This window comes from Streptomyces cinnamoneus (genome assembly GCF_014650495.1).
Classification (GTDB): domain Bacteria; phylum Actinomycetota; class Actinomycetes; order Streptomycetales; family Streptomycetaceae; genus Streptomyces; species Streptomyces cinnamoneus.
Window position 1 is genome coordinate 1 of the sequence record NZ_BMVB01000038.1, and the last position, 25,708, is coordinate 25,708.

The window sequence follows — 25,708 nt, forward strand, 5'->3', positions numbered from 1 at the left end:
CGCTCTCGCGGGATAGCCCACGAACACACGAGAGGCACATCAGCCTGCCCCAACAACCCCTTACGGGACATCATTTAGTGGCGGGCTACTTGTCACCTGGTTCGCCATTCGTTAATGGCACCCCCGTGTGGACACTCAGCAGGCCAGCGGTCAGGGGCGGATTCGATCACACCGAGCCGATGATGACGAAGGGGGTCAGCAGCAGTGTCAGCTGCAGGCCGGCCAGCGGGAGGAACGCTCTGGTGAAGCGGTGCGGCAGAAGCACCACGACGAGCCCTGCCGCGAGGGAAGCGAGGGCGATCGCCAGGCACCATGGGCCTGCCGCCGTCACCCCGTCCGCGCAACCCTGGTCGGCACAGCTGTCGCGGCGCATCTGCGTGTCGAGCAGCAGCATGAACTGATAGATGGCCACGGGAAGGAAGGCAACCAGGCCGGTCACGGCCAGGCCGTACCCCAGGGAGCTGTAGTCGTCGCCGGGATCAGGGGCAGTGCTGTGCTGCGTCATGCCTTGATCTCACACCGCGGGGCCGGCCGGGAGATCGGTGCGCGTACTCAGGCGCACGCGCACCCGTACTCAGAATCTGCCCGGGCCGTGCCGCACTGAACGGTGTCGGTAGGGGAAATGCTGTGGTGGCGGGCGCTGGTGGGGTGCCGGCGAGTGGGGATTGGACCGATGGGCTGCCCAGGGGTGGCTGTGGGTACTAGCCTCGATGGCGGACGGCCACAAGGCAGGAGGTACTGACGGATGTCCCGTGGTCAGGAGCAGACTTGTCATGCGTGCCACGGTGACGGGGTGACCGACAAGGAGCAGCACACCATAGAGCTGAACGGGAAGGGCGAGCAGGCGCCCGTCACACGTACCTTCACCTCGGCCTGCTCGCACTGCTCCGGTACGGGAAAGGTCTCAGGATGAGCGACGAGACAGACTCGGGGCGGGCGCAGATGCGGCCGGTGTTCACCTGCGTGATCTGCGGCTGCACCTACCTGCCGCCCAAGACGATGCACTACCCACAGCTCGGCACCGACGCGTCCCCCCTGCACTGCAGCACGCCTCAGTGCCGCAGCGCATGCGCTGCCCTGCCCAGGTCGCTCAGGACCGCCATGGCCGCGATGGCATGGGACCGGGCGCGACCATGGATGGAACAAGAGCCCTCGACACTGCCAGAGCGAGCGCGGCGCCGGACCCGAGGGCGTACACGGCCGCGGAGCGCCCGCTCGAAGCTTGGGTGAGCTGCCTGCCAGCGTGATGCCCAGCCCGAGAACGGAGCCGGGACACCGGCGAAGCCCCCGGTCGCCGCTGCGCAACCCGACTATTCCACCCTCAAGGCGGCTCACTTCCCCCCTTGCCCTGGTCGGCTCCGGGCTCGCCGCGTCAGATCCCGGGGGATGCGTTGATGAGGAGGATGAAGGGGGCGGCCATCAGCGCGTACTGAAGGCCGACGAGCACGCAACGCGGTGCGGCGACACGCTTGGGCAGCAGCGCGGCGACGAAGCCCGTGACGGCTGAGGCGCCCATCACCGGCCAGCACCAGCTGATCGCTTCCGCCAGCGGTTCGGTGCAGCTGCCGTGGTTGTCGCATTAGGTTGCGGCTATTTCCAGACCCGCCACCACCGGGATCAGAGCCAAGAAGACAAGCACGAGCAGGACGAGGCCGACGATGGCCGGGCGCCGCCCCACCCGCCTGTACGCCGTGGCCTGCCCGGTCTCCGGTGGGCGGACAGCATTTCATTGCACCTCCCAGGCCGAACCGGGGAGGAAGGCAGGTGACGGGTCATGCCGTGACCTCACCACCCTGAGGAAGCCAGAGGAATCCGTACCGGTGCTCACGGTGGACGGGCCGGGGTACTCAGACCACGGCTGCGCGCGCCTGTCAGCTGCCGCCCGCAGCGTTGTCAGTGGGTCCCCTTAGATTTCTGTCTCATGAGTTCTTCCCTGAGCGTCTACCTGCTCGACGTGACTGCTACGCGCGCCTTGGTCGGATCCCGCGACGACCAGCTGCTTGAGGTGATCCGCACCAAATTCGGGGACAGCCTGGCCCGCGACGACGACTACTTCAGCCACGCGATCGCCGACGGCGCCCCCACGGCATACGAGGCACTGCGCGCCGTCATCTACGGCGGCCCCTTCAGCGACGACCAGGACCACGCCTTCCAGTACGGCTACGCCTACGACCGGCTGTGCTCACTGACCGGCTCGTTCCTGGACAACTCCTGCTTCACACCGCACCGGGGCGACTGGCTGTCCATAGTCGACCAGGGCCTGACCGCCCTGGGCATCACCGCCGTGTCCGTGGCAGCCTTCAGCCACAACGATCTGCCCGACCCCCTCCCGTACACCCACACGCCGGGCTGCGGCGAGTGGACGCCCGAGGCCATCACCCAGGCCCTGGAACAGTTCGAGGCCACCAAGCGGGCGGTCGACGAGTCGGGGCAGGCCCCGCCGCTGGAGCCCGAAGTCGTCGAGGCCGTCATGCAGTGCCTGGGCTGGATGCGGCACGCGAAGGCCCGGCCCGGATTCGGCATCATCGGCTTCCGCTCCTGAGACGCAGACCCCGCACACGGGCCGGATGACGACCGCCGTACTCCCACACGTCCTTGCGCCCTGGAACGGACTGCGTGAAAACCCGGGACATGCGTTGAGGAACAGGATGAACGGGGTGGCTGACAGCGCTTACTGGAGACGGGTCATCGCGAAGGTGGTGCGGCCAAACGGCTGGGCAGCAGGGCGGAGATGATGCCCGTTGCGGCCGAGGTCGCCGTCACCGGCCGGCACCATCTGACGCTTCTGCCAACGCTTCGGTGCACCGGTCGCGGTTGTCGCAGAAGGTCGAGGCTGTCTCCATACCCGCCACCACCGGGATCGGCACCATGAAGACGTGCACGAGGGGGACGAGACCGATGATGGCCGGGCGTCGGCCCATCTGCCTGTACGCCGGCGCCCGCTCGGCCGCCGGCTCAGGACGAACGGCATCCAACATGCCTCCCGGCCGAGCCGCGAAGGGTGGGGGAGCGGGCTGTAGCGTCGGCGGACAGGGCAGGGACGACCTCTTTTAGCGCGGGGTGGAGGGCGGCGACGCTGCGGAGGATGGCGTTCGGAGGAGGATCGTTGTTGGTGGCGTGTGTCGGCGTCGCCGCCGAGGGCGCGACCGGTGCGGCTGGTGAAGAGTGGACCGCGGAGCGGGCTCGTTCTTGGAGGTGACACGTGAGAGCGGCTCGGACATGGCGTCCCTGCTGATCGCCGCGCACTGCCGGCCGGCACGCGGGCATGTCCGAGAACATGCTCCGGTCGTATCTGCAAACCAGCCAGTAGCGGAACCCGGCGGCCAGGCCCCAGCACGACAAGCGGTGCACTTGCCCGGGCTTCTGGGCGTCGCTCGCCCAGGAATCGGCCCGGAAGCGGACCGGCGCTTGCATGGGCACCATGGTGCGCGACAGGACGGACGGCTTCCTCGCCCAGGAGGCAAAGATCTCCTGCCGGTGCGATTCCCACGTCCGTCCTGTCCTTTTCTCCGAACGCGCCCACGGTCCTGTCGGCGCGTCGTCGGTATGAGCGTCCTCGTGCGCGGCGGCCACGGCCTGGGTCTGGCCCTCGGGTGGCTACCGGCAGATAGGTCTCATGTGACGTTGCAGGACCCGCTCTGCCAGCTCCGCCCGCTGTGGTTGCCCCAGGAGCGGATGCACCTGTCGAACGAGAAAGACTTGGTGAAGCTCAGGACCGACACCGTCCCGGCCATGCTGAACTGCTCGACGCCGATGGCGTACTTGTTGTTCCACACCGTCCGGCCGATCGTGCGGTGGGACTTGGAGTCGTAGACCACCGTGCCGGCGCCGGTGTTCTGGGTGTACGCGTTCATGATGGCCATGCGCCACAGCGAACTGCCGCTGAGACACCACTTGCCGGTGTAACCGTAGACGGCGAACTTCACGTCGCCCTTGACCGGGAACCAGATGGAGAGCGAGTCGGTGAACTGCTTGCTCCAGCACGTGGGCGCCTTCGCCCCCGCCCGCAAGGCCGAAGGGTCACCCCCTGACCTCACGTACTCGTCCACGCTGATGCGCTGCGCCCCCTGCGGTCCGGCTTGCGCGGCCGCCGCGGGCACCGCCGACAGGCCCGCCGCGGCAGCGACGGATACGAAGGACACCACCGCTGCCGTGGTGCGGGTGATTCTCATGAGACCCCCAGGTGCTTAACGAACGGGTATGCGAACGAACGTTGCCGTGCAGCCGAGATGCTGAGGTCTGCGGGGCCCCCGGGCAAGAGGAAGGACATCTGCCGCCCTGTCCGGGACTGTCCCGGACAGGAAAGGCGCAGGCCCCGGGCACGGGCCGGAATCGGATCACGCCCCGGAGCGGTTGTTCTCATGGCCCCGGGCGGCCGCTCTTCGGTGGCCGAGCCACCCCGCGCCCAGGCGAGGAAGGCTCCCGCAGCCAGCGCGGCGAGGCACAGGCCCACGGTATCCAGCTCCCAGCGGAGGCCCTGGAAGTTGTAGGTGAGTCAGGGCAGGGCACCGAAAGCTGTCCCGCCGTGAGAGAGCTGGGCGACTCGGCACGGGGCCCGCAGGGTCATCACCCGAGTCCGTCACCGACGCGCCGGCGACCTTCCGCCCCCTCCACTGGCTGCAGTCCGTCTGTGTCAGCAGGGCTTCAGGCCCTGCTCGTGCTAGGACTCGTCTGTGATCGCGCTACGCTCTCTACCGCGTATGGCCCTCGTCCTCGTCGGAGCTGCCGTTCTGGCTGGCTGCGGCACGGCATCAAGCCCTGGGCCCAAGCCGTCACCCAGCTCGTCCTGGGCGGCCCCATACCCGGTGGACTGCCGTAAAGCCAGTTGTGTGGCGCTGACCTTCGACGCCGGCCCCGGCCCTTACACAGAAAGTCTGCTGGAGGTCCTGAAGGCCAAACGTGTCAACGCGACCTTCTTCCTGCTTGGCAAGTCCGGCGTGGCCCGCTACCCCGACCTTGTGCGCAGAGAAGCATCCGCTGGACATGAGCTGGCCAACCACACCTGGAGTCACCCTCGCCTCACCGAGGTTTCAGCCGTCGAGATCCGGCGCCAGCTCGCTCTTGTGCAGGAGCAGGTCAAACTGCTCACCGGGCGCGCGCCGTCCCTGATGCGACCGCCACAGGGGCGCACTGATCCGCGGGTGGCAGAGGTCAGCCGTTCGCTCGGGCTTGCGCAGATTCTGTGGACCGTCACCGCCTCGGACTACCGTGACCATGACCCGAAGGTCATCACGCAGCGCGTACTGGCGGGCGCCGGGCGCAATGGAATCATCCTGTTGCACGACGTTTACCCGGGCACCGTCCCTGCCGTCCCAGGCATCATCGACGGTCTCCGCAAACGCGGCCTGACCCCTGTCACCGTCTCCCAGCTGTTCGCCACCAACAAGCCCCAGCCAGGACACGCCTACCGGAACGCAACGTAAGGGAATCGCATAAAGTCACCTGCACGCCGTGGCTGACGTCCGGCGACGGCGAGTGTCGGGGGCGGCTCGCGCGAGCGGGCAAGGCCCCTTGAACGGCCACCGGATGCCAAGTGGCTCTGTTTCACATTCCGTGCCAGAGCCACGGAGGGTCACCGAATCCGCGATCATGAACGGCCGTGAGTGACGCGCTCCTCCAGGACCTATGGTTCCACCAGACCGACGGCATCGCGATCGACAGCATCGACACCGACGACGAGTCGGTCGTCATACGAGCCCGCACTCAGACATCCCAGTCGGCAGGCGCGACCTCGGACATGTCCTATCTGCTGAAGGCGGGCAACGACGACAATTGCCCTACCGGCCGAGGTCCCAAGCAGCCGCGTAGGAAATGTCGAACACGCCCAGCCTATTGTCGAAGGCGGATCGCGCCTGGGGCTGGGTGATCGCTTCTGCTCGGTAGACAGCCACAGGATGCCCCTGATTGTTCACCACCGTGATTCCCGCAGGGATGCCCGTCCCATCTGCGATCTTGATCACGTAGTCGTCGCCTCGGGGCTCCAGGGCCAGTGCCGCCTTCGTCGGTTCCTGGTTGGCCATGTGTCAGTCCCTATCGCTGAAGCTGGCTGTACGCGCGGAAGGTACCCACCCCCTGGCCGCCTAACCACCTGGTCGCTCAGTTGGCTTACCTGCTCTTCGGCGCTCACGAACGACCTCGCGCCGCGAGGAGTACCCGTTTGCGGAGCAGGTCGAAGCTGGCACGGCCGAACATCTGCCGTTTGAGCATCTTGATCTTGTTGTTGTGGCCTTCGACCGGGCCGGAGCTGTAGCTCATGCTGAGTCCGGCAACGACGGCGTCGAGGTCCTGGGCAAGGCCGGCGGTTAAGGTGTGCAGGGCGGGCAGGTCGTCGGCCTGGGCCTTGGCAATCCAGTGGTGGAGCTGGTGGCCGTTGCGGTTGTTCATCAGGTCGGCGAAGGCCCTGACGTGCTCGGCAGTTCGGTCGAGTGCGGGGCAGCGGGCGAGGACGTCCTTGAGCTGCTGGGCCTGGTCGGCGTCGAGACTGTCGGGATGGCGGGTGATCCAGCTGGTGACATCCCGCACCGAGGGCGGCTTGCGGGGGACGTCGTCATGCGGGAATGCCTCGCGGAAACGGCGGGCGTACTGGCGGACGATGGTGCTGCCACCCTGGTAGCCGCGCTCACGGAGTTCGGCGAAGAGCTGAGCGCCGTTCGTGCAGCCCTCGTTCCATCGCTGGTGGAGGTAGGTCTTGTGCGGGTCGTAGATGCTGGTGCGGCCGGTCCACTGGCCGACCAGCAGCTCGTCGGGGCTGCCGACGTGGGCGAGACGGCGGACGGTGTTGCGGGCCAGGCCCAGTTCCCGGGCGATGGCGCGAAGACCCTTGCCTTGGGTGAGCAGGCCGTGGACGGCCGCGTGCTGTCGACGGACCCGGTCCGACAGCCGGCCAGTGAGCCGGGGCCCGGCCGGGGCCGCCGACGGCGCGGGCTCCGCGAAGTCCGCAGGCATGACGGGGCGGGCCGGGGTTTCCTCCTGCGGATTCCGCAGAAGGGCCCGGTGTTGGATGACCGTCTTCTCAACGGCTTCGGCCAGGTTCTTCCAGATGTGCCAGCGGTCGGCCACGTGGATGGCGTCCGGTGCCCCAAGCCGTCCGGCCTCGGCATAGGCGACGGACCGATCCCGGCAGATCACCTCGACGCCGGGATGGTCGGTGAGCCACTGGGCCACCGTCGCCACGGACCGGTCGGGCAGCAGGTCGACAGGCCGACGGGTCTCGATGTCGACCAGGATCGTGCCGTAGACGTGTCCTTTCCGCAGAGCGAATTCGTCCACCCCGAGCACCCGCGGCGTGGCCGACTCCGGGTCAGGCAGGGCACGGACCAGCCGCAGCAGCGTCGACCGGCTGACCACCGACGCCAGCGTCTCCACCAGACGGGCACCGGCCCGGCCGGCCAGCATCAGCGCGACATGCCGCAGGACCGACTGCAGACCGGAGCTCCGGCGCCCGTAGCGGAATGTCAGCCCGTCAAGCTGCTCGGCGAACGTCGCCCGCGAACACCCGCGCTCGCGGCAGCGGAACCGCCTCACCCCTAACACGATCACCACCGGGCGCCCGCCGACCGGGCTGTCCGCGAGCCGCCGGACGTAACGGCTGTGCACGCGGCCCGAGAGGACCCCGCAGCTCGGACACGCGGCCGTGAGCCCTTGAGCGCGGGCTCGTATGACGACCGACTCGTCGTCGGTGTCGATGCTGTCGATCGCGATGCCGTCGGTCTGGTGGAACCATAGGTCCTGGAGGAGCGCGTCACTCACGGCCGTTCATGATCGCGGATTCGGTGACCCTCCGTGGCTCTGGCACGGAATGTGAGACAGAGCCACTACCCCCGGCCCCGTGAAACTGCAACGCCTTCCGATGTCCGCCGACGAACGCCCTGAGCCCTGGTACGGACCGGACCGCGGGATGTAATACGCCAACCTCACCAGGCAAGAAACGGCCGCCAAAATCGGATGATCTCGGGCGGACTGGAGCGGGTGGATCAGGACCGTTGCCAGAAGTGGAGCGCTACAGGGGTTCAGCCGAGATACGCGCCAAAGGGGCAATGAGTTGATCTTGATGTGGCTCAACGCGTGGGCAGAGGCTGTTTGTGATGCGCACACGCCAGAAGTGACTCTGTGGCTGAGTCAAGCGCGGGTGAATGGCACGGTAAGTGGCGATGGCGGGGCTGAAGAGTGCCGGGTTGTCGCCACTGGCCGTTCGGGGGGGGCGGTTGTTGCAGGTTGATCGCGTTGCCTGGTCGGGCATACGGTGGCGAGCCGTTCGAGGCGATGGCTTCTCAGGTATTCCGAGACCAGAAGGCGACGAACGCGATGTAGGCGATGGCGGCGGTGGCCACGAACCAGAAGTAAGGATCGCCGCTTCGTCCGGATGCCAGTTCACCGATGAAGGCGCAGAGATTCCCTACGGTAAGCACAACGCCCGTGCCGGCCCAGGCTCGCCCTCCGATCCGGGCGAAGCGCTCGTCGGGAACCTTCTCGGTGAGGCCCTGATAGGTCTCGCTCCGGCGTCCCAGCAGCACCAAGGTAAGGCTGCAGGCCGCCAGGATCCCGAACGTCACCAGGCCGATAGCGAGGCGGCCGCCGAAAGTCGCGGCTACGAGGCAGCCTAATCCGACGGCGAGGAAGAAGCCGGGGACGGACCACCTGGCTGTGTTACTGGTCATCTGCTGGGCTCTCATCGACATGAAACATCTCCTCAACGCTGACCCTGAAGAACTTGGCCATAGACATGGCGAGCGGCAGGGAAGGCGTGTACCGCTCGGTTTCGATGGCGTTGATCGTTTGCCGTGAGACCCCGAGGGCCGTGCCTAGCTGACCCTGGGAGAGCCCTCGTGATGACCGCAGTTCCCTGACGCTGTTTCGCACATGTAAAGCTTACTTGTCACCCCTCGGTTGGTGTCAAGCATGCTTTACAGTGCTGGCGGGCCTGCGAGCCACGCGTCGGTGGTGAGGGGGAGGCTAATCACGCGGCTTGTGGCATCACGTAGCCGTGGGCGACGTCGCGGCGTTCGGCGGGACGGGCCTTGCGGCGGGTGAGCCGCCTGGTCATCAACGTGATGGCGGCCCAGGTGATCAGTGACTCCGACATCTGCGGGAGGCGTTCGTGGTCGCGGCAGTGCCGACGGGCCCGCATGATCCATGACCACGAGCGCTCGATCACCCAGCGCCGCGGGAGAACGACGAAGCCCTTGGCGTCCGGCGGCCGCCGCACTGTCTTGATGGTGATGTCGAGGTACTTCTTCGCCCAGGGCACCAGCTGGTTCTTGGCGTAGGCGGAGTCGGCCCAGACGATCGCGATTTCCGGGTGCATGAGCGCGAGGCGGAGCAGCAGCTCCCGGGCGACCGGGGAGTCCTGGGCGTCGGCAGGGGTGACCATGACCAGCAGCACCAGGCCCCGGTGGTCGCAGATCAGGTGCCGCTTCCTGCCGTTGATCAGTTTTCCGCCGTCCCATCCCCGTGTCGCCTTGCTGACGGTCTCGGACGCCTTGACGGACTGGGAGTCCACGACCACCGACGCGCTCTGCGGTGTCTTGCCCGCGGCGAGACGGATGCGGCGGCGGAGCTGGTCCCGGATGACGCCGATGACGCCGACCGCGGCCCACCTCCTGGCGAACCCGTAAACCGTGCGCCAGGGCGGGTAGTCGGCGGGCATAGCGCGCCATTTTATGCCGTTGTCGACCAGGTAGCGGATACCGTTCACGATGTCGCGGCGTGGCCATTTCTCCGGGTGACCGCCCCGGCTGGTGGTACTGGCCGACGGCGGAAGCAGGGGCTCGATGAGCGCCCATTCGGCGTCGGTCATGTCGGAGGGGTAGCGGCAGGTGCGCATGGCGGACCCGTTCGTCTCCTTCACCGCCGCGGCGGGTGCGCGGCCCGGCGGTTACATCTGCGGGTGGGCGATCATGTCCAGGGCGTGCTGGATGGCGTTGATTTGCGCGACGACGTACTGCACCCAGCGGCCTTTGGGGTAGTGGTGGGCGTGCGGGGCCATGACGCCGCAGAGCACGCGGCGGATCTGGCGGCTCTTGATGTCCGCCCACTCCACCTCCCAGGCTTCGGGTGCCTCTTCGTCGAGGCAGAAGTGGTAGCCCTTGCCCCTGGTCCACAGCAGCGGCGGCCAGCCGCGTTCGGCGCACAGCTCCTTCAGCGCGGCGATCCCGCGTACCAGCTGGGAGCGCGACAGCTCGGTCGCGGCCATCAGCCGCTTCGAGGTCAGCCGGGCGGGGGCGGCCTCCATCAGCGCGATCCGGATCGCATCGGCGTGGCGGTCGGCGGCGGCTGACCGCTTCTCGCGCTCCGGTCCGGCAGAGCGCGGCGGCACAGCTACTCGCCTCGCAGGAGCCGGGCGAGTTCTTCGTCCATGTCGACCCGGCCGGTGTCCACGGCCTGGTCGATCCATTCCAGCGTCGCCCGCACGCTGGAGACGTTCGCGTGCAGGACCGTGCGCTCGTCCTCCGCCAGGACGCGGTCGCGCAGCCCGGGAACCGTGCGCGAGGCCCTGGCCACGAAGGCGTGGCAGGCGCCGACCAGCTCCAGGAACTCCATAGTGTGCTCGACACGCTTGACGGGCGGAGCCATGGGGCTGGTGCGCTCGAAGTGCTCGCGCGCCTGCCGGCCGTGCTCAACCTGGGCCCGGTTGACCATCTGCCTGGCCCGGTCATCGCTCATCGCTTTGAACGCGACATCCGGACGCTGCAGGAGGTCCGCCGCGGCAGACGCGGCGACGTGTTCCTCGTGGGCCAGGTCGCGGATCACCCGCGAGCGGGCCTGGGCCGGGACCTGGGCGGCGACCTCGGGACGGTGCAGCAGATCGGCCGCCACCTGGGCCGCTACGCGGTCATCAACCGCGAGGTCGTGGATCGCGCGTACCTTCTCCGTCGGCGTCTGCGGCCTGCTGGCGCGGTAGCCGACCTTCCGGCAGGCACTGTCCGGGGTCCACCGGCGCCTTCCTGTGCGCTCGTCCAGCGGCGGGCTGTCGATCGCCGCGCACCGCTCCTCCTCGTCACGGATCGCGGCCAGTATCTGGTGGATGTAGTGCGAGACCCCCCGCCGGCGCCGGGCGGACGGCCAGCGCGAGGACGTCCAGCGCCGCTTCTTGACGGTGTTGTAGGGGACGCCGATGTCCTCGGACAGCCGGTGCAGGGACTCCTCGACGGTGACCAGGTCGTCGTCCCCGTTCGGCAGCGAACCGCCGTGCCGACGCAGGGGCTCGATCTCCAGCGCCCGGTCCCCGACCAGCCACCTGCTCACGGACTCCGCCGCGACCGCCCCGGTCAGCTCGGCGACGATCTCCTCGTAACGCTGCTGGCTGACGTTGCCGACCTTTATATCGGTCTCGGACATGACGGCCACCGCCCCCTCACAGTCGGGGGCCGGCACCTCCCAGGCCGCCGACGACAACCCCCGGCCCGAAACCGAGCGCCACCCCACCACGAGATCCCCAACAAGCGGCGACCGCAACCGACCACTCGAAACCTGTTCGGCCATCAAGACCGTTCGCTCAAGCGTTTATTCGGACGCTTCGGCGAACACTTCCTTCCGCCGGTCCCAGGCCCGGCGACGGCACCTCGCCAAGCAATACAAGGCGTTGCTGCGACGGTCCACCCCGCCCACCCACACCGCCCCGCACACCGGGCACAACCGCACCCCCTCACCCCGAAGCACAGCCACCGTCCGCCGCCTGATCCGCCGCGCCCGGCGCCACTGCCTGGCCCGACAAGCCGCCCAACAGTACACCGCCCCCGGCGCGACCCCCGCCTCCAGCAGCGCCCCACACGCAGGACAGAACCGCTGACGCGCTCGCCCGACAACCCCCGACACACCCCCAGGCTAGCCACTCACACAGATCCCCGAAGAGAGATGAGAAACGGGCACTCAGTGCATTGATGCCGCAGTAAATGCGTACACCTCGCCCCGAAGGCTGGAACAGTCCGCCGTAGATCGCGACGGTCACGGCCGGGGCTCCGTCGCAGTAAATCCGGTATTCACTGCGGCAGTTGCGAACGCGTCTCCGCGATCGAGCATCCGCCCGGATGTGGTTCTCCTGTGCTGATTTGAGGGGAGGGCACGGCCAGTGCCCGACGCGGACCATGCCTGGCACCAGGCTGTCTGCCTGGGTCATGCCCCCAGATCCTCCGTCATGGGCAGGCACTCGGCGAGCAGGTCGACGACATCGTGCCAGGCTCGCTGTGCGTGCTGTGGGTGGTAGCCGACGCCGGGGACCGTGGGATGGTCGACCGGCGGGTGGTGGAAGGCGTGCAAGGCGCCGCCGTAGACCGCGAGGCGCCAGTCGACGCCCGCGGCCTGCATCTCGGCGGTGAATGCGTCCCGTTGCGCGGGCGGCATGATCGGGTCTTCCGACCCGACCCCGGCCCATACCGGGCAGCGAATGCGTGCCGCCTCGCCCGGTCGGCCCGTGGTCAGTGCGTTGACTGTCGCGATCGCGCGCAGGCTGACGCCGTCGCGACCGAGTTCCAGCCCGACGGCGCCCCCGGTGCCGTAGCCGACGGCGGCGATCCGGTCGGGGTCGGCCCGTGATTCGGCACGCAACACGTCGAGCGCCGCATGGCCGATGCCCCGCATCCGGTCGGGATCGGCGAGCAGCGGTATGCAACGGGCCAGCATCTCCTCGGGGTCGCCCAAATAGCGCCCGCCGTGAAGGTCGAAGGCCAGCGCTATATATCCCAGCTCAGCGAGAGCATCGGCCCGGCGGCGCTCGACGTCGCTGAGCCCCATGCCCTCTGGTCCGAGCAGCACCGCGGGCCGGCGGTCGGCACCGGCCGGGAGAGCGAGGTGCCCGATCATCGTCAAACCGTCCGCCGGGTACTCGACCGTGCGCGTCGTAATCGTCGTCATGAGACTGGACTGTAGTGATCATCGAGCCCGGTCCGGCCGCTGTTCTGCCGCTGGCAGAAACAACGCGCGTGTCCGTCCGAAATACGGGGACCAAGTGCCCAGGGCTTCAAGATCATCTCGTTGCCCCCTTGGCGCGTACCTCGGGCAACCCCTGCTTGAGACCGGCCGGGGGGCCTGGCGTCGCCGCACCCGGGGCCGGCATTGGTTATGCCGTCGAGCAGGGCTGCGATGAACTGGGCCAAGGCGAGGGGCCCTCCGCCGCCGTACCCGTAGGTGTAACCGCCGCCTACCTGGGGGCCAGGAATGCCGTGCCGTCCCCGGTCCGTACCCAGCCCGAGTGCTTGCCGACCGTGAGGGCGGCCAGCGGCGAGACGGCCGGCAGGCGCTGCGGGACGATCGTTTCGATCTTCCCGTCACGGGCGCGCGGCCGGCATGTCGGTGAGCGGGTCGGGCGGCCGACAGACGCGCGGACCCGTATCCGCCCCAGCACGGGGACAAACTGCGGGCTGTCCGTGGCCTGGCCCGCTGTCAGGAGGAACGCCAGCGGCAGCACTTCCTGTCGGCGGCCAGATGGACCTGCTGGTCAACCCACCTCTGGAGCGTCCGAGGAGGGCGGCCTTCAGCTGGAGCTTCCGCCGGCGCCGGATGCGCCGCCGCTCATCGCGCCCGGGGTCGTCTTCGGTGTCCTGCCCGGTTTGTTCGTCGCAGTCACCCCCTTTGACCTGGCCCTCTTCTCCTCGGCGGCGGCCTCTCCCGAGCGGTGACGACGCCCTGGCCCAGGTGCATCCCGGCAGCGTCGTGGTGGGTCCGGGCTGTGGTGGAATCGATACTGAACAGGGACAGGTCCACTTCACCCTGCTTCGTGGCTTCCGCAATCAGGCCCTCCAGCAGGGCCTCGAACGCGCCTGCATCACGGCACGGCCGGAAGCGGTTGTGGACGGTTGACCAGGCCCCGAACTCGGCCGGCATCTCCCGCCACTGCCCGCCCGTCCTGAACCGCCCGATCACGCCCTCGAACTGCTGCCGCAGCCGCTCGGGTACGGCCCATAGTCGGCCCCACTCAGGAGCTCCGTCTGCGCGGGCAGGCGCGCACGCAGCTCGGCAAGGCGCTCATCGAGCGGATCCGCGCGTCTTTCCTCACCAAGTTCGCCGTTCATAGACCAGTTGACCGGGCGCCGCCGCCGGGCGCCCTGGGCTGCCCAGCGCCACCCGCGTTCGGGATCGGAGTGGTCGGTGAACCAGGCCGGCGTGAGCAGCTCGACCTCCTGTTCCTGCGTGCGTTGCGGCAACTCCTCCACTGCGCGCAGCCTCTCCTGCTGCGCCGCGGACATGCGGCGGCCGCGCTCCGCTCGGTAGCGGGTGCGCCAATCCCCGACGAACGGTCCGCACATCAGCAGCATTGCGGCAACCCTGTCAGAGTGCCTCAGGCAGAACCGGCTCGCCAGATCGGTGCCGTAGGAGTGCCCGATCAGCACGGCCTTGGGCGCGTCCCATGCATCGAGCAGCTCGGCGAGATCGTCGACATGCCGAGCGAAGGAATGGGTACCCCGCCACGGGGATCGGCCCATGCCGCGTTGGTCGTACCGGTACACAGAAGCGAGGTCCGCGACCATGGGGGCGACATCGCCCAGGTAGTCCGGCAGACCCGGACCGCCATGGAGGAGAACCACGGTCGGCTGCCGAGTCGTACCCCCCTGTGCCATCCAGCGCAACCGCGCCTCGTCGGACATCGACACGAGGCCCTGCGTCTCCACCAACGTCACCGCCAAGAACCTACCGGCGTCACTGAGGCTCGAAGTCGGGTACGGACCAGGTCGTGATGTCGCTCGTCGGCATCACGACGCCTGAGGTCGCTGGAGTCCCTGGAGGAGGAGGGCGATCAGGCGTCGGGGGTCGTAGCGGGGGTCGTTGTCGCGCCCGATGCAGAGGTTGCCGATGCCGCGCATCAGCTCGTACGGCTGCGTGCCGGGCCTGATGTCGCCAGCCTCCACCGCGGCGTCGAGCAGTTGGGCGCAGACGGGCAGCAGGCGGTCGAGGAAGTAGGCGTGGAGCGCGGCGAAGCGGTCGCTGTCGGACTGCAGGGCGTCGGCAAGTCCGTGTTTGGTGACCAGGAAGTCGACGAAGAGGTCGATCCACTGGCGCAGCGCGTCGAACGGGGAGCCGGCACTGGCCAGTAGATCCGGGCCGGCCCCAGCGCATTCCTCGATCTGGTGGCGGTAGACGGCGGTGACGAGATCCGCCCGGGTGGGGAAGTGGCGGTAGATCGTGCCCATCCCGACGCCTGCCTGGGCCGCGATCTGGCGGATCGGTGCGTCGACGCCGGAGGTGATGAAGACCTCGGCGGCGGCGGTGAGCACTGTCTGCCGGTTGCGCTGGGCGTCGGTCCGCTTGCTCCGGGACGACGACTCCCCTGCAGGGCTCTCGGTGGCCATCACGTTCTCCTCAGGTACGACTTGACAAAGCGGAGCGCTGCTCCGGATAGTAAGTGGAGCAGTGTTCCGTTTCAGCTTAGTCGAAACGGGCCGCTCCTGACCGTCTCGTCCGCCCGCCGGTCGCAGGGGACCGGCGGGCCGCAGGCATCACCGAAAGGGAACCCGCATCGTGAGCACAACCACCGCCACCACCGCCGACGCCTTGGGCACGCCCGCCCCGGTCCTGTCCTTAAGCCCCGTCGTCCTCTCCGTTCCCGGACGTCCCGTGGACCTCCAAGTGCGCGTCTCCGCACCCGAGACCGGAACCAGCCTCCCCGTCATCCTCCTCTCCCACGGCCACGGCCCCTCGAACAACCTCTCCTCCCTCAACGGCTACGCGCCGCTCGCCAACTTCTGGGCAGCACGCGGATTCGTCGTCGTCCAGCCCACCCACCTCACCTCCAGGACGCTGAGCCACCTGGTCGCCGGCGCACCCGGCGCACCCGACTTCTGGCGCTCCCGCGCCGAGGACATGACCCACATCCTCGACCGGCTCGACGTGATCGAGAACGCCGTGCCGCAGCTCGCCGGACGGATCGACCACACCAGGGTCGCCCTCGTCGGACACTCGCTCGGCGGCTTCACCGCCGCCCTCCTGCTGGGTGCCGGGCTCACCGACCCTGACACCGGGGACCTGGTGCACCTCGTCGAGCCCCGGATCAAGGCGGGCGTACTGCTCGCCGCGCCCGGCAGGGGTGGCGACGTCCTCAACGGGCCCATGGCCGAGCAGTGGCCGATCATCGGGGCCGTCGACTTCTCCACCATGACCGCACCCGCGCTGGTCGTCGTCGGCGACAAGGACGACCCTCGGCACTTCACGGACATGGGGCCGGACTGGCACGCAGACCCCTACACCCTCGCCCCCGGCCCCAAGACCCTGCTCACCCTCTTCGACGCGGAGCACGGACTCGGCGGGATCGCCGGATACGACGCTGCCGAGACCACCGACGAGAACCCCGAGCGAGTCGCCGCCCTCGCCCGGCTCACCGCGGCCTACCTCCGCACCCAACTCCACCCCGGCGCCCCCACGTGGCGGACCACGTGCGAGGCGCTGACGACCGGCCCCGACCCGGTGGGACGAGTCGAATCCAAGTAAGCCTCCCCCTGAAACGCCAGGGCGGCGGACCACCTGGCTGACGCCCGAGCGGCTGCTGTGAGGTGTCGAGGGACTGGCGGGCCGCGTTGCCGAACACGGCCGCGCGGCCCACGAGGACCTGCAGTACCTCCACCTGCAGACGCAGAAGTGGCAGGCCGCGGTCATCGGGCGCGTCACGCGCTTCCTGGCCGGCTGGACGGGCAGCGCGGTCAGGGCCTGCCGCAGTTCCCTGACGGCGCGCGTCGTGCGTACCGGCGTAGGGCGGCGACAGTGCGGCGGAGTTCGCCGAGGGCTTGCCCGAAGTACAGGGCGGCGGCCAGGCCGAGCGCGGCGAGCCCGGTGGTGGCTGCTTCGTCGGGTTCGCCGGCGGCGGCGAGGGCTCCGGCGAGGTGGGCGATGAAGAAGGCCCGGTCCCGGGGCGCGAAGTTCCCGCGGGTCAGGTGCTGTCGGAGCAGGACGATGGCGCGTTCGGGTTGTCCGGCCTCGTGGTGGCAGACCGCGCTCTGCGCCATCAGCCGGGGGGTGGTGTACCCGGCGCAGAGCGGGCCGGTGCAGGTGACGGGCCCGGCGGGCGGGGCGGCGGCAAGAGCCTCGTGGGCTTCGTCGAAGGGTGCGAGCGGCTGACGTGTCCTTCACAGCGGCCGCGGGCTTGTGCCGGTGTCAACATAGGGTGCGTTCGTGTTCCTTTTCCGCACCCGCGCCGCTTGCGCTGCCATGGTCCTGTCCGCATTCTTTGTCACAGCCTGTTCTGCCACGGGAACGGACCAGGGCGACGACCCCCAGGAAACCACGCACCCCACTACCGAGGGCCCCGACGCCGAAGCCCCGGCGAACGTGCGTCGACCGAGCCCGGACGCCGTCTTCGACTACCAACTCGGCGGCGCGTACCCGCCTGCCGGCAAGGTGCGGGCTGTCGCCCGTGACCGTGAGGCCAAGCCTGCCGACGGGCTTTACAACATTTGCTACGTCAACGCCTTCCAGACGCAACCGGGCGAAGCCGTCGGCTGGTGGAAGAAGGAGCACCCGGACCTGCTCCTGAAGAACGACGATGGCCACCTGATCGTCGACAAGGACTGGGACGAACCCCTCCTGGACATCTCGACCCCGGTCAAGCGCGAAGCCCTGATGAACATCATCGGCCCATGGATCGACGGCTGCGCCGCGGCGCATTACGACGCGGTCGAACCCGACAACCTCGACTCCTACGAGCGCTCCGACGGCAAGCTCACCTCCCAGCACGCGGCCGCCTTCGCTCGTCTCCTGGCCACCCGCGCACACAAGCAGAACCTGGCCGTCGCCCAGAAGAACACCACTGACCTCCTTCCCCAGCACACGCGCATCGGGTTCGACTTCGCCGTCGTCGAAGAATGCGCACGCTACAAGGAATGTCCCGAATTCAGCCGCGCCTACGGTGCCAGGGTCTTCGACATCGAGTACGGGCGAAAGGACTTCACCGCTGCTTGCCGGGCATGGGGGAAGGACTTGTCCATCACCCTGCGCGACCGGGAAGTCAGCCCTGCCGGTAAGCACGGCTACGTATACGAGTCCTGCTGAACGCCTTCCGATGCGGCGCCGCGGGAGATGCTGCCCCCGGTCATGTACTGAGCCACCCGGTCCCCGAATAACCAGCCGGCCGAGCTGTTCGCGCTGCTGCTCGGCCGCCGCACGGCGCTGAGCCTCCCGCCTTCCAAGCGCCTCGCTTTCGACGACCGCCTGCGGCACCTACAGCGTCATCATGACCTACCACCAGGTCGGGCCGTACCGGGACGGCAATGACGGTCGTGTTCGGATCGCGCTCGCCTATCTCCAGGGCGCACCAGGACTTCGTGGGCCCGCGAAACCCCCAGTAGCCGCATCGCCGTAAGTCAGTCCAGTCCTTGTTTTTGCGGTCGATGATTTGATTACCCCAATATGCCCGGTCGCGGCTCGTCTCTCGGCGGATCAGCCGCGCGGCAGCGTCTGGGTATGGACGCTGTTGACGATCTTCTGTGCCACCTCGGCCTGCCCGGCGTCGGCCTCAACACGCACCCGGATCTCGCGCGCGCGGAGGCCCGCCGGGGTGTGCGTCACGCGGATCGCGATCTCGTACCGGCCGCCCCCAGGATCCCGGACGGCGTATGACGGTTCGGGACCGGGACCGGGGCCGGGCGGCTGGGTGGCGGGGCGGTCGATGATGTCGACGACCAGGGACTTGCCGCTGCACCGGAAGACGTTGTCTTTTCCCTTCTGTGGCCAGCACCCGTATGAGCCCGGTGGCATCCGCACGGGAATGCTCAGCTCGGGGTGCGCCTGGATCACGGAGTGCTCGCCGGCACCCCAGACCGCGCCGTACAGCGACTGCTCGGGACGCCGGTAGCCGTCGGTGCGCGTCCGCCGCGGCAGCTTGGCCGGAGGGATGCCGGCCAGTGCGGGCCCGGCGGCACCGATCCGGTTGTGGGGGACGTCGCCCGCGCGCAGCGCCCACCGGGCGAGGATTTGGGCCACCGCGCTCACCCTGCCGGTCGTGGCGTATTCCTCGCTGTACGTCACCTGCACGATCATGTGCCCGGCCCACACGGCGACCGTGGCCTCCGGCGCGCCGTACGGATCCGTGGACGGGGACACCCGCAGCAGGGCCTCGTCCCCGAGTCGCGGGAGGTCGGAGGTGGAGGTGGCCGGGATGTTCATGTAGCGCCGCATGCGCTTCCACTCGTCCTTGTCGGTCTGTCCGGGGGTTTCCCAGTCCCGTTCGAGCAACACCTCCCGCGCGGGACGGAAGGGCGACCTCTCCTCGTAGCGACAGATCGACGGTCCTCTGTCGTCCTGCACCGGGTCCGTGACCACCTGCCGCACCTGCTTCACCGGGAGCAGTTCGCACGCGGTCGGTGCGGGTTTCGGGGTGAGGTCCAGGGAGACGATCGAGGACGCCATGAGGCTCATCGACATCAGGCAGCTGCTGACGGCGTACACGCCGATAAACGAGGGCGGGTGCGGCTCCTCGCGGGCGGGGCGGGCGGTCGTGCCGTCCTCGGTGACGCCGTTCGCTCCCGAGGACGGGCAGAGCGTGGAGGAGGCGCTGACGTTCTTCGCGGAAGACGTGGGGTTATCGGCGTCGACGGTTCGTACGTACCGGTGGGTGGCGGCGAAGTGGCCGGCCGAGCGGCGGGTAGCGGGGGTGTCGTGGGAGGTCCACAGGATCCTAGCCTCGGCCGAGGACCCGTTCGAGGTGATCGCGCATCCGCCGCTCAATGAGCGTACGGGGCGGCGGTCGTGGGATGGGGAGGCCGCGAAGCGGGTGGTGGGCTGGAAGACGTCCACGCCGGTCACGGTGGAGGAGAAGGTCGACGCTGTTGCCGAGCTGGTGCGGGATGAGACGGTGGCCTGCCGGGTGGCGGTCGATCTCCTCAAGCGCCGGGAGGTGGCGTTCGTGGCCATGCGGGACTCCGACGCTCGTTACATGGTCAACGAGATCCAGTTCGAGCAGGCTGATGAGGACGACGGGCTCGACGAGGAGTTCCAGGACGTCCTGGCCCGCGAAGGCGACGACGGCGAGGACGAGCGTTTCGACGACCCAGCCACCGTCGTACGCCGCTGGCACCGGCAGATGGAGTTCGCCGATTTGATGGCGGTCTGCCAGGGCTTCATCGCGGGAGCCACCCGCCTGGTGCCGAAACTGCGGGGGCACGAGTTCACCGACCGGCAGCACGAGCAGGTCGGAACCGTCCTGGAGAAACTGCGCGCTACCGCCGACTGGATTGAAACGGCCGTGGCCACCGGCCGCACCGATCTGGACGAGGCCCTCGCCCAGCTGCTGCGGGGGCAGTAGCCATGCGGGGCCTGCCCGCCCACGTTCATGGCGAAGCCGTACGCAAGGCGCTGGTCGAGGCGCGGCCGGCCGGAGCCAGCCTGGCCCAGCTGTGCCGCTCGACCCGCCGTACCCCCTCCCAGGTATGGACCGGTATCAAATTCCTGCGCAGGGTCCCGTGAAAGAGGGCCTGCCGCCGGTGACGCACTCGCGCTCGGAGGGATTCCAGCTGTCGGAGGACCCGGAGATCTGGGTCGCTTACGAGCGGGCGATCTTCATGACGGAACTGCACCGGATCGCCAACGTCATCACCGGGATCATCGCCCCGCACGCTCGGCGCCAGCCCTCGGACGAGTGGGTCCGCCTGGTCCTGGAACAGCTCGGCGGGGTCAAGGCCACCCTCGAAGTCCTCACCCGCATGGAACGATAGGACGCCGCTGACGTGCGCAAACGCTGCTATCCCTCCGACATGAGCGACGCGGAGTGGTCGTTGATTGAACCCCTGCCCCCGCCGCCGGCCAGCACCCTGCCCACCGGCGGTCATCCGGAGGTCTACGACCGGCGTGACGTCGTGGACGGGATCCGGTATGTCAACCGGACGGGCTGCCAGTGGCGCGCGGTCCCATGCGACTTGCCTCCCTGGCGCACGTGCTACCGGTGGTTTCGCAAATGGCACGCCGCCGGGGTGCCCGCCCGGATCTGCGCCGAGCTCCACGAGCGCGTGAGGGTACGGGAGGGGAAGAACCCACGGTCGGTGACCGTGATCGTGGACTCCCAGACGGTCAAAGCGGACGCTACCGTCCCCCGGGCGACGTCCGGCTACGACGCGGGGAAGAAGGCGACGGGTCGCAAGCGGCACCTGGCCGTGGACACCCGCGGCCTGCCCGTGATGACGATGGCCACCCCGGCCAGCCTCCACGACGCGCACGCCGCCTTTACCGACTCTCCTGAGATTCCGCGTCTCGCTCGTTCGAGGGGTTTGTAGGTCTCGTCGCGTGCCCTTTTACCGATCCTGGCAGGCTTCTGCGCCGTAGGTTGTTTTGCGGAGTTTGGTGGGATTATGCGAAGTCTGATGATCCTGGGGGATCTGCGGGTTCAGCCGATGAAGCGTGCTGGTGGCGGCTGGTCGTACACGATCGTCTGGCCTGACGGCTCGGTCGACGAAGAAGCCGACGGCTACCTGAGGACCCATGAGGGCAGCGGGACACAGAAGACGTACGCCTACCACCTGGTGGATCACCTGCGGTGGCGGGTGCGCGAAGGGCTGACGACCGCTTCGGTGAGCATGCTGGATCTGCACCGGTACATGGGGGCGGTCGGTGCCCAGGTGCCGATGCCGTGGGGTGAGCCGTGGAGGACTGCGCCGAAGCGTCCGTACGGCACGTCCGCTTTGCAGACCGCGGCCGCCTGCCTGAAGGGCTTTTACCTGCATCAATGCACGGTCGGCGGGGTGAACGATGAGCTTCGGGCGGCCTTTGCCGTGGGGCGGCTGCCGATGCAGGCGGACCGGAACCGGGCCCTGCTGGGACACGTGAAGACCTCCATGCCGGCGAACCCACTCGCCCCGAAGAGACGGGGGCGTCGACGGCACCCGAAGATGCTGCCCGAGGGTGCCAAGCCCGGGCTGCTGGAGGTCGTGATGACGGCTCGGGACGCGATGGTCGTGCGGTGGCTGTCCGACACGAGCCTGCGGATCGGCGGGGTGTGTGGCCTGCATCTGGTCGATCTGCACTTACGGGAGAACGCCGCGTGCGGCGAGTGCCCCAGCCCGCACCTCCACGTGTGCCACCGCTGGGGCAATGCCAACCGGGCGGCGGCGAAGATCAAGCCGGACTGGCGGATGGTCGACGGGACGGTCACCGGCGGAGAGATCTACCGGGCCAGTCCCGCCATGGTCAGCACCTACTTCGCCTACATGACCACCGAGTACGCCCAGCACGCCGCCGGCCACGGCATGCTGGTGATCCAGTTGTCCGGGCCCAGCCGTGGTGAGCCCTGGAGTGCTGATGCCGCCCGGGGCATGCTGCGACGGGCCAGTCGGCGAGCCCAGTTGCCGGGCAGGATCACGCCCAAGGCATTCCGTCACCAGCTCACCAACGACGTGCTGGACGCCTCCGACGGGGATCCGCTGGTGGCGAAGGCCGCGGGGAACTGGGCCTCGATGCAGATGGTCGACGAGGTCTACGGCCATCCCGACCTGCACTCCCCGCAATTCGCCGACGCCCTGACCAGCGTGTGGGGTGAGCGAGAGTGACCGCCCTGCAACTCCTGCCGGCTGGCCCTGTCCCCGCACCGACGCGTACGACGGGGGACCGGCTCGAGATCCTCGCCACGCTCATGGCGGCACCTGACGTCGAGCCCTTCTTGCGCCAGGACGTCATCGTGGTGCCGCCCGACCATCCCGCCTACGGGTGGCTCTGCCTCGTGCCCGGGTGCCAGTGCCCGCAGGAGCCCGGCCACGACTACTGCTTTGTCCACACCAAGCAGTGGCGACATCTGCGAGCCGCAGACAAGACCATCACCGATTTCCTCCGGGCCGCTGAGCCGCTCAATCCACGGGCCTGGGTCGATCCTCCACCATGTCTGATCTGCCCGGAGATTCCCGCCTGGGCCGGCAACGGCCTGTGCTACCTGCACGCCCAGCGGTGGCTCAGCGCGGTCGGCTACCACCGCCGGACCACCGGGAAGAAGGACTCGCACCCGGACTTCGACACCTGGCTCGCTCATCAGGGGCCGTTCGCCGGCTTCGGCACCTGCAAGGTGCTGCCCTGCCCCGACCGTGCCGACAACCCGGTCGGGCTCTGCCGCCGCCACACCACCCGCTACGAACGTGAGGGTCGGCCTGGAGGAGCCGCACCCGCGATCAAGCTCTGGCGGTGGAATCAGCCCACCGCAACAGCGACCGCGATCCCGGTCGCCTACGTCAACCAGGCAGCCTTCAACCACTGGTGCCATCAGACGCCGCTGGCCAACCGGTCCTGCGGCAAGGTTTCCTTGATCGGGCTGCGGCCACTGGTGAAGAGCGAGATCCAGTGGGCCATGTTCCACCACGCTCACCAACGCGCCGAAGGCATGCGCTGGCCCCTCGTCTGGATCCAGTACCTGGCCGACCAGTGCCGCCAGCAAGGCGCGAACTCCCTCGTGGACCTGGACCTGGACCGGTGCCGGCAGCACTCGCGGCAGATCGCGGGCATCATGCTCCGTTACCTGCAATTGCTTTACTTCACTCGCCAGGACACCAAGGACGCCGGATTCATCGAGACCGAACACTTCGGAATCCGCTTCCGCGACGACCGCGGGCACTTCGACCTGACCGGCGTCTCGCAGCGGTGGCTGCGTGACCTGCTCTGGGAGCACATCGCCACACGGCTCACCACAGACCCACCCCGCAGCAGAGGAGTCTTCGACCGCCCTCGCCGCGGTTGCCTGGAGCTGTCCGCCTACCTCGAAGCGCAAACGCCAGCCGGCGGCCATGACCCCACTGTGCTGACCGGGGCACACATGGCCGACTTCGTCGCCGACCAGCGACATCGCGCCCAGCACGGCCTGCCCACCCTCGCACTGCCAGCCAACCGCCACACACGCAAGAACGGGCCGATTCCCGCGACGAAGAACCAGGTCGCGGTGAACTTCAACGGCCTCCGCCAGCTCCTTCGCGACGCCATGGACACCGGCGAGAGCGACCGCCTCGGACTTGATCGCACCTTCATCGTGGCCATCCCCTTCGGCCGCATCCCCAAAAAGCGCCGCAACCCCTTCCCCGACGACGTCGCCCGAGCCCTGGCCAACGACGACAACCTCACAAACCTGCAAAACCTCGACCTGGACGACCGTGGGCTTCGCGACGTCTGGGAGGCCCTGGTCGACACCGGCCGCCGCTGCAGCGAGGTCCTCGAGGTCCGCCTGGAATGCGTCGGCCGACTCAAGGGCATCCCGATGTTCTGGCACGACCAGACCAAAGTCGGGAACTTCGACGAGGGCATCCGCATCCCCGAACGGCTCTACCAGCGGATCTGCGAACGCCAGGAGAAGACGATCACCCGGTTCATCCAACGCACCGGGCGCCCTCCGACCCCGCGTGAGCGATGCGAAATCGCGTTGTTCCCCCGAAGACCGGCCAATCGCCACGTCCGCAAGAGCATCAGTTACCCCTGGTTCCACAAGGCATTCCGCGCCTGGGTCGACACCCTCGACATCGCCCACTGTGTCCCCCACCAGGCCCGCCACACCCTGGCCACCAACCTTCTGAAAGCCGGCGCGAACCTCGTCCACATCAAGCGATACCTCGGACAGGTCTCCGAGCGGATGGCCGAGCACTACACCCACATCGCCAACACTGACCCCCGGCTCAACGATGCACTCAACGCCGTCTGGGTCACCGGCCCCGGTTCCGCAGCCTCCGGCGCCATCCTCTCCGGCGGGGAACCGATGTCCCGAGAAGAGGCCATGGCCCTTTCCATCGACCTCACCTGCCGTTCGACCCCTGCCGAGGGCGGATTCTGCACCTTCCAGCCCGTCGTCAACGGCGACGCCTGCCCCTGGAACCTCGACTGCCACAACTGCGACAAGTTCGTCCTCTCCGGCGCCGACCTCGTCTACTGGCACCGCAAGCGCGAGCACTGGCGGATGCTGGCGGAAGGGGCTCCGGACAGCGCGACCGCCGACTACCTGCACGGGCTCTTCGAGCCCACCGCCCGCGCGATCGCCGGCCTGGAACGGGCACTGGAAGCCGTCGGCCTCCTCGACGAGGCCCTCGCCCTCGATCTCCGTCGGCCGCAGGACTACTTCGGCAGAGTCTGGGCCACCGCGTTCCGGGCCCAGGAACTCGCCCAGGCTGAAGCCGGGGAGGTCGCGTGAGCTCCGGGCCAACCTCGACCGCAGCCGCCATCGCCGCCCGCCGGCGCCAAGGCGAGCACAAGATCGCCGCGGTTGAGAAGGCCATCGGCCAGCTCCGCCGCGAACGCGGACGCCTCACCGTCCGGGCCATCGCCGAGCGGGCTAGCGTCTCGGCCACGTTCTGCTACGAGAACCCGGCCGCACGGGCCCTGATCAAGAACGCGGTCGCCGACAGCCGCAGCCGCCACGACCGCCTCGGCCAAGCCGAGCACGAACGCATCGAGGCATCCTGGCGCGAGCGGGCCCTGAATGCCGAGGCCGAGCTGACCCGCACCCAGAAAGAGATCTTCACTCAGCGGCAGCGGATCGGGGAACTGATGGGGCAGATCCGCGACTTCGACCAGATGGTCCCCGGCGAGTCCGTCCAGGCGCTCGTCACCGAGAACACCACCCTCAAACGCCGCGTTCAACAGCTATCCCAGGAGCACCGGACGCTTCAGGAACGGCTGCAAGGGGCACGATCTAACAACCGCTTCGCGGACAGGCGCATCGCCGACCTCGAAGCCCAGATCCTCGAACTCCAGCAATCTCCCGCGACGCCAACGGCCCCATCCCGCTGAAGGGCCACACACCGCCGGCAGCTCTGTCCGCCAGCGGGCGCTTTGGCCATAT

General features: G+C 68.5%; 26 protein-coding genes and 1 pseudogene. 10 read left to right on the forward strand and 17 right to left on the reverse strand.

Annotated features, from left to right (window positions below):
* Positions 1-166: 166 nt before the first annotated feature.
* Both IE182_RS29805 and IE182_RS29810 read right to left on the reverse strand, forming a co-directional pair.
* Positions 167-505, reverse strand: a complete 339-nt coding sequence (locus IE182_RS29805; protein ID WP_190113102.1) for a hypothetical protein — start codon at positions 503-505, stop codon at positions 167-169.
* A gap of 867 nt (positions 506-1,372) precedes the next feature.
* Entirely contained in the window at positions 1,373-1,516 is a 144-nt protein-coding gene (locus IE182_RS29810; RefSeq protein ID WP_190113103.1) for a hypothetical protein, read from the reverse strand.
* A gap of 405 nt (positions 1,517-1,921) precedes the next feature.
* Here IE182_RS29810 and IE182_RS29815 point away from each other — a divergent pair, with 405 nt between their 5' ends.
* Entirely contained in the window at positions 1,922-2,542 is a 621-nt protein-coding gene (locus tag IE182_RS29815; RefSeq protein WP_190113104.1) for a DUF7691 family protein, read from the forward strand.
* 217 nt (positions 2,543-2,759) lie between these two features.
* Here IE182_RS29815 and IE182_RS29820 read toward each other — a convergent pair whose 3' ends face one another.
* Both IE182_RS29820 and IE182_RS29825 read right to left on the reverse strand, forming a co-directional pair.
* A complete protein-coding gene (locus IE182_RS29820) occupies positions 2,760-2,978 on the reverse strand; it encodes a hypothetical protein (RefSeq protein ID WP_190113105.1) in 219 nt (72 codons plus the stop codon).
* A gap of 636 nt (positions 2,979-3,614) precedes the next feature.
* Entirely contained in the window at positions 3,615-4,172 is a 558-nt protein-coding gene (locus tag IE182_RS29825) for a hypothetical protein (RefSeq protein ID WP_190113106.1), read from the reverse strand.
* Positions 4,173-4,700: 528 nt separating this feature from the next.
* Between IE182_RS29825 and IE182_RS29830 the strand changes: the two genes are divergently transcribed.
* Positions 4,701-5,423 carry a polysaccharide deacetylase family protein gene (locus IE182_RS29830; protein WP_190113107.1) on the forward strand — a complete coding sequence of 241 codons (723 nt, stop codon included), beginning with the start codon at positions 4,701-4,703 and terminating at the stop codon, positions 5,421-5,423.
* A gap of 354 nt (positions 5,424-5,777) precedes the next feature.
* Here the strand turns inward: IE182_RS29830 and IE182_RS29835 are convergent, their stop codons facing one another.
* The 11 genes and pseudogenes from IE182_RS29835 to IE182_RS29885 form a co-directional block, all read right to left on the reverse strand.
* Positions 5,778-6,020 (reverse strand): hypothetical protein, encoded by a 243-nt coding sequence (locus IE182_RS29835; protein WP_190113108.1) that lies wholly within the window; start codon positions 6,018-6,020, stop codon positions 5,778-5,780.
* Positions 6,021-6,123: 103 nt separating this feature from the next.
* Entirely contained in the window at positions 6,124-7,749 is a 1,626-nt protein-coding gene (locus IE182_RS29840; protein WP_190113109.1) for an ISL3 family transposase, read from the reverse strand.
* A gap of 521 nt (positions 7,750-8,270) precedes the next feature.
* Positions 8,271-8,678 carry a hypothetical protein gene (locus IE182_RS29845; RefSeq protein WP_190113110.1) on the reverse strand — a complete coding sequence of 136 codons (408 nt, stop codon included), beginning with the start codon at positions 8,676-8,678 and terminating at the stop codon, positions 8,271-8,273.
* Positions 8,647-8,859, reverse strand: a complete 213-nt coding sequence (locus IE182_RS29850) for a helix-turn-helix transcriptional regulator (protein ID WP_190113111.1) — start codon at positions 8,857-8,859, stop codon at positions 8,647-8,649. The genes IE182_RS29845 and IE182_RS29850 overlap by 32 nt, the downstream gene beginning before the upstream one ends.
* Positions 8,860-8,956: 97 nt before the next feature.
* Positions 8,957-9,823: an IS5 family transposase gene (locus tag IE182_RS29855; protein ID WP_190113133.1), complete on the reverse strand. Its 867-nt coding sequence runs from the start codon at positions 9,821-9,823 to the stop codon at positions 8,957-8,959.
* Positions 9,824-9,874: 51 nt separating this feature from the next.
* Positions 9,875-10,315: a RacP protein gene (locus IE182_RS29860; RefSeq protein WP_190113112.1), complete on the reverse strand. Its 441-nt coding sequence runs from the start codon at positions 10,313-10,315 to the stop codon at positions 9,875-9,877.
* Between the two features lie 2 nt (positions 10,316-10,317).
* Positions 10,318-11,337 carry a DUF6192 family protein gene (locus IE182_RS29865; protein ID WP_190113113.1) on the reverse strand — a complete coding sequence of 340 codons (1,020 nt, stop codon included), beginning with the start codon at positions 11,335-11,337 and terminating at the stop codon, positions 10,318-10,320.
* A gap of 774 nt (positions 11,338-12,111) precedes the next feature.
* A complete protein-coding gene (locus IE182_RS29870; RefSeq protein ID WP_190113114.1) occupies positions 12,112-12,849 on the reverse strand; it encodes a dienelactone hydrolase family protein in 738 nt (245 codons plus the stop codon).
* Between the two features lie 436 nt (positions 12,850-13,285).
* Positions 13,286-13,905, reverse strand: a pseudogene (locus IE182_RS32305) (transposase); the annotation flags it as partial.
* Positions 13,854-14,612: an alpha/beta fold hydrolase gene (locus IE182_RS29880; RefSeq protein ID WP_229845237.1), complete on the reverse strand. Its 759-nt coding sequence runs from the start codon at positions 14,610-14,612 to the stop codon at positions 13,854-13,856. The gene IE182_RS29880 and the pseudogene IE182_RS32305, both read right to left, overlap by 52 nt.
* 72 nt (positions 14,613-14,684) lie before the next feature.
* Entirely contained in the window at positions 14,685-15,281 is a 597-nt protein-coding gene (locus IE182_RS29885; protein WP_190113116.1) for a TetR/AcrR family transcriptional regulator, read from the reverse strand.
* 169 nt (positions 15,282-15,450) lie between these two features.
* Between IE182_RS29885 and IE182_RS29890 the strand changes: the two genes are divergently transcribed.
* Positions 15,451-16,416 (forward strand): alpha/beta hydrolase family protein, encoded by a 966-nt coding sequence (locus IE182_RS29890; protein ID WP_190113117.1) that lies wholly within the window; start codon positions 15,451-15,453, stop codon positions 16,414-16,416.
* A 209-nt stretch (positions 16,417-16,625) separates the two neighbouring features.
* On the opposite strand, the gene IE182_RS29895 is transcribed toward IE182_RS29890, so the two are convergent.
* Positions 16,626-16,928, reverse strand: coding sequence for a hypothetical protein (locus tag IE182_RS29895; protein ID WP_190113118.1), 303 nt, complete (start codon positions 16,926-16,928; stop codon positions 16,626-16,628).
* 166 nt (positions 16,929-17,094) lie between these two features.
* On the opposite strand from IE182_RS29895, the gene IE182_RS29900 reads away from it, so the two are divergent.
* Complete coding sequence (locus IE182_RS29900; RefSeq protein WP_229845238.1) at positions 17,095-17,970, forward strand: endo alpha-1,4 polygalactosaminidase; 876 nt, start codon at positions 17,095-17,097, stop codon at positions 17,968-17,970.
* Between the two features lie 387 nt (positions 17,971-18,357).
* On the opposite strand, the gene IE182_RS29905 is transcribed toward IE182_RS29900, so the two are convergent.
* On the reverse strand, positions 18,358-19,335 hold the full coding sequence (locus tag IE182_RS29905) for a hypothetical protein (protein ID WP_190113119.1): 978 nt from the start codon (positions 19,333-19,335) through the stop codon (positions 18,358-18,360).
* Between IE182_RS29905 and IE182_RS29910 the strand changes: the two genes are divergently transcribed.
* The 6 genes from IE182_RS29910 to IE182_RS29935 all read left to right on the forward strand — a co-directional run bounded on the left by IE182_RS29910 (position 19,325) and on the right by IE182_RS29935 (position 25,656).
* Positions 19,325-20,221: a DUF6192 family protein gene (locus tag IE182_RS29910; RefSeq protein ID WP_190113120.1), complete on the forward strand. Its 897-nt coding sequence runs from the start codon at positions 19,325-19,327 to the stop codon at positions 20,219-20,221. The two genes, IE182_RS29905 and IE182_RS29910, sit on opposite strands and share 11 nt — an antisense overlap.
* A 178-nt stretch (positions 20,222-20,399) precedes the next feature.
* The gene (locus IE182_RS29915; protein WP_190113121.1) at positions 20,400-20,630 is read left to right on the forward strand and encodes a hypothetical protein; all 231 of its coding nucleotides are present in this window, start codon (positions 20,400-20,402) and stop codon (positions 20,628-20,630) included.
* A gap of 39 nt (positions 20,631-20,669) precedes the next feature.
* Positions 20,670-21,185 carry an IS5 family transposase gene (locus tag IE182_RS29920; protein WP_190113122.1) on the forward strand — a complete coding sequence of 172 codons (516 nt, stop codon included), beginning with the start codon at positions 20,670-20,672 and terminating at the stop codon, positions 21,183-21,185.
* 75 nt (positions 21,186-21,260) lie between these two features.
* On the forward strand, positions 21,261-22,454 hold the full coding sequence (locus IE182_RS29925; protein WP_190113123.1) for a site-specific integrase: 1,194 nt from the start codon (positions 21,261-21,263) through the stop codon (positions 22,452-22,454).
* Positions 22,451-25,057 (forward strand): tyrosine-type recombinase/integrase, encoded by a 2,607-nt coding sequence (locus tag IE182_RS29930; protein ID WP_229845239.1) that lies wholly within the window; start codon positions 22,451-22,453, stop codon positions 25,055-25,057. The genes IE182_RS29925 and IE182_RS29930 overlap by 4 nt, the downstream gene beginning before the upstream one ends.
* Complete coding sequence (locus IE182_RS29935) at positions 25,054-25,656, forward strand: DUF6262 family protein (protein WP_190113124.1); 603 nt, start codon at positions 25,054-25,056, stop codon at positions 25,654-25,656. The genes IE182_RS29930 and IE182_RS29935 overlap by 4 nt, the downstream gene beginning before the upstream one ends.
* The last annotated feature ends 52 nt before the right edge of the window (positions 25,657-25,708 follow it).

Coding starts and splice junctions, on each gene's coding strand:
- IE182_RS29835 (WP_190113108.1), bottom strand. CDS start 6,020: ATGGCCAACCAGGAACCGACGAAGGCGGCACTGGCCCTGGAGCCCCGA.
- IE182_RS29825 (WP_190113106.1), bottom strand. CDS start 4,172: ATGAGAATCACCCGCACCACGGCAGCGGTGGTGTCCTTCGTATCCGTC.
- IE182_RS29810 (WP_190113103.1), bottom strand. CDS start 1,516: ATGGGCGCCTCAGCCGTCACGGGCTTCGTCGCCGCGCTGCTGCCCAAG.
- IE182_RS29885 (WP_190113116.1), bottom strand. CDS start 15,281: ATGGCCACCGAGAGCCCTGCAGGGGAGTCGTCGTCCCGGAGCAAGCGG.
- IE182_RS29830 (WP_190113107.1), top strand. CDS start 4,701: ATGGCCCTCGTCCTCGTCGGAGCTGCCGTTCTGGCTGGCTGCGGCACG.
- IE182_RS29820 (WP_190113105.1), bottom strand. CDS start 2,978: ATGTTGGATGCCGTTCGTCCTGAGCCGGCGGCCGAGCGGGCGCCGGCG.
- IE182_RS29870 (WP_190113114.1), bottom strand. CDS start 12,849: ATGACGACGATTACGACGCGCACGGTCGAGTACCCGGCGGACGGTTTG.
- IE182_RS29865 (WP_190113113.1), bottom strand. CDS start 11,337: ATGTCCGAGACCGATATAAAGGTCGGCAACGTCAGCCAGCAGCGTTAC.
- IE182_RS29895 (WP_190113118.1), bottom strand. CDS start 16,928: ATGGCGCAGAGCGCGGTCTGCCACCACGAGGCCGGACAACCCGAACGC.
- IE182_RS29925 (WP_190113123.1), top strand. CDS start 21,261: ATGCGAAGTCTGATGATCCTGGGGGATCTGCGGGTTCAGCCGATGAAG.
- IE182_RS29905 (WP_190113119.1), bottom strand. CDS start 19,335: ATGAGCCTCATGGCGTCCTCGATCGTCTCCCTGGACCTCACCCCGAAA.
- IE182_RS29855 (WP_190113133.1), bottom strand. CDS start 9,823: ATGCGCACCTGCCGCTACCCCTCCGACATGACCGACGCCGAATGGGCG.
- IE182_RS29805 (WP_190113102.1), bottom strand. CDS start 505: ATGACGCAGCACAGCACTGCCCCTGATCCCGGCGACGACTACAGCTCC.
- IE182_RS29815 (WP_190113104.1), top strand. CDS start 1,922: ATGAGTTCTTCCCTGAGCGTCTACCTGCTCGACGTGACTGCTACGCGC.
- IE182_RS29920 (WP_190113122.1), top strand. CDS start 20,670: ATGAGCGACGCGGAGTGGTCGTTGATTGAACCCCTGCCCCCGCCGCCG.
- IE182_RS29845 (WP_190113110.1), bottom strand. CDS start 8,678: ATGTCGATGAGAGCCCAGCAGATGACCAGTAACACAGCCAGGTGGTCC.
- IE182_RS29910 (WP_190113120.1), top strand. CDS start 19,325: ATGAGGCTCATCGACATCAGGCAGCTGCTGACGGCGTACACGCCGATA.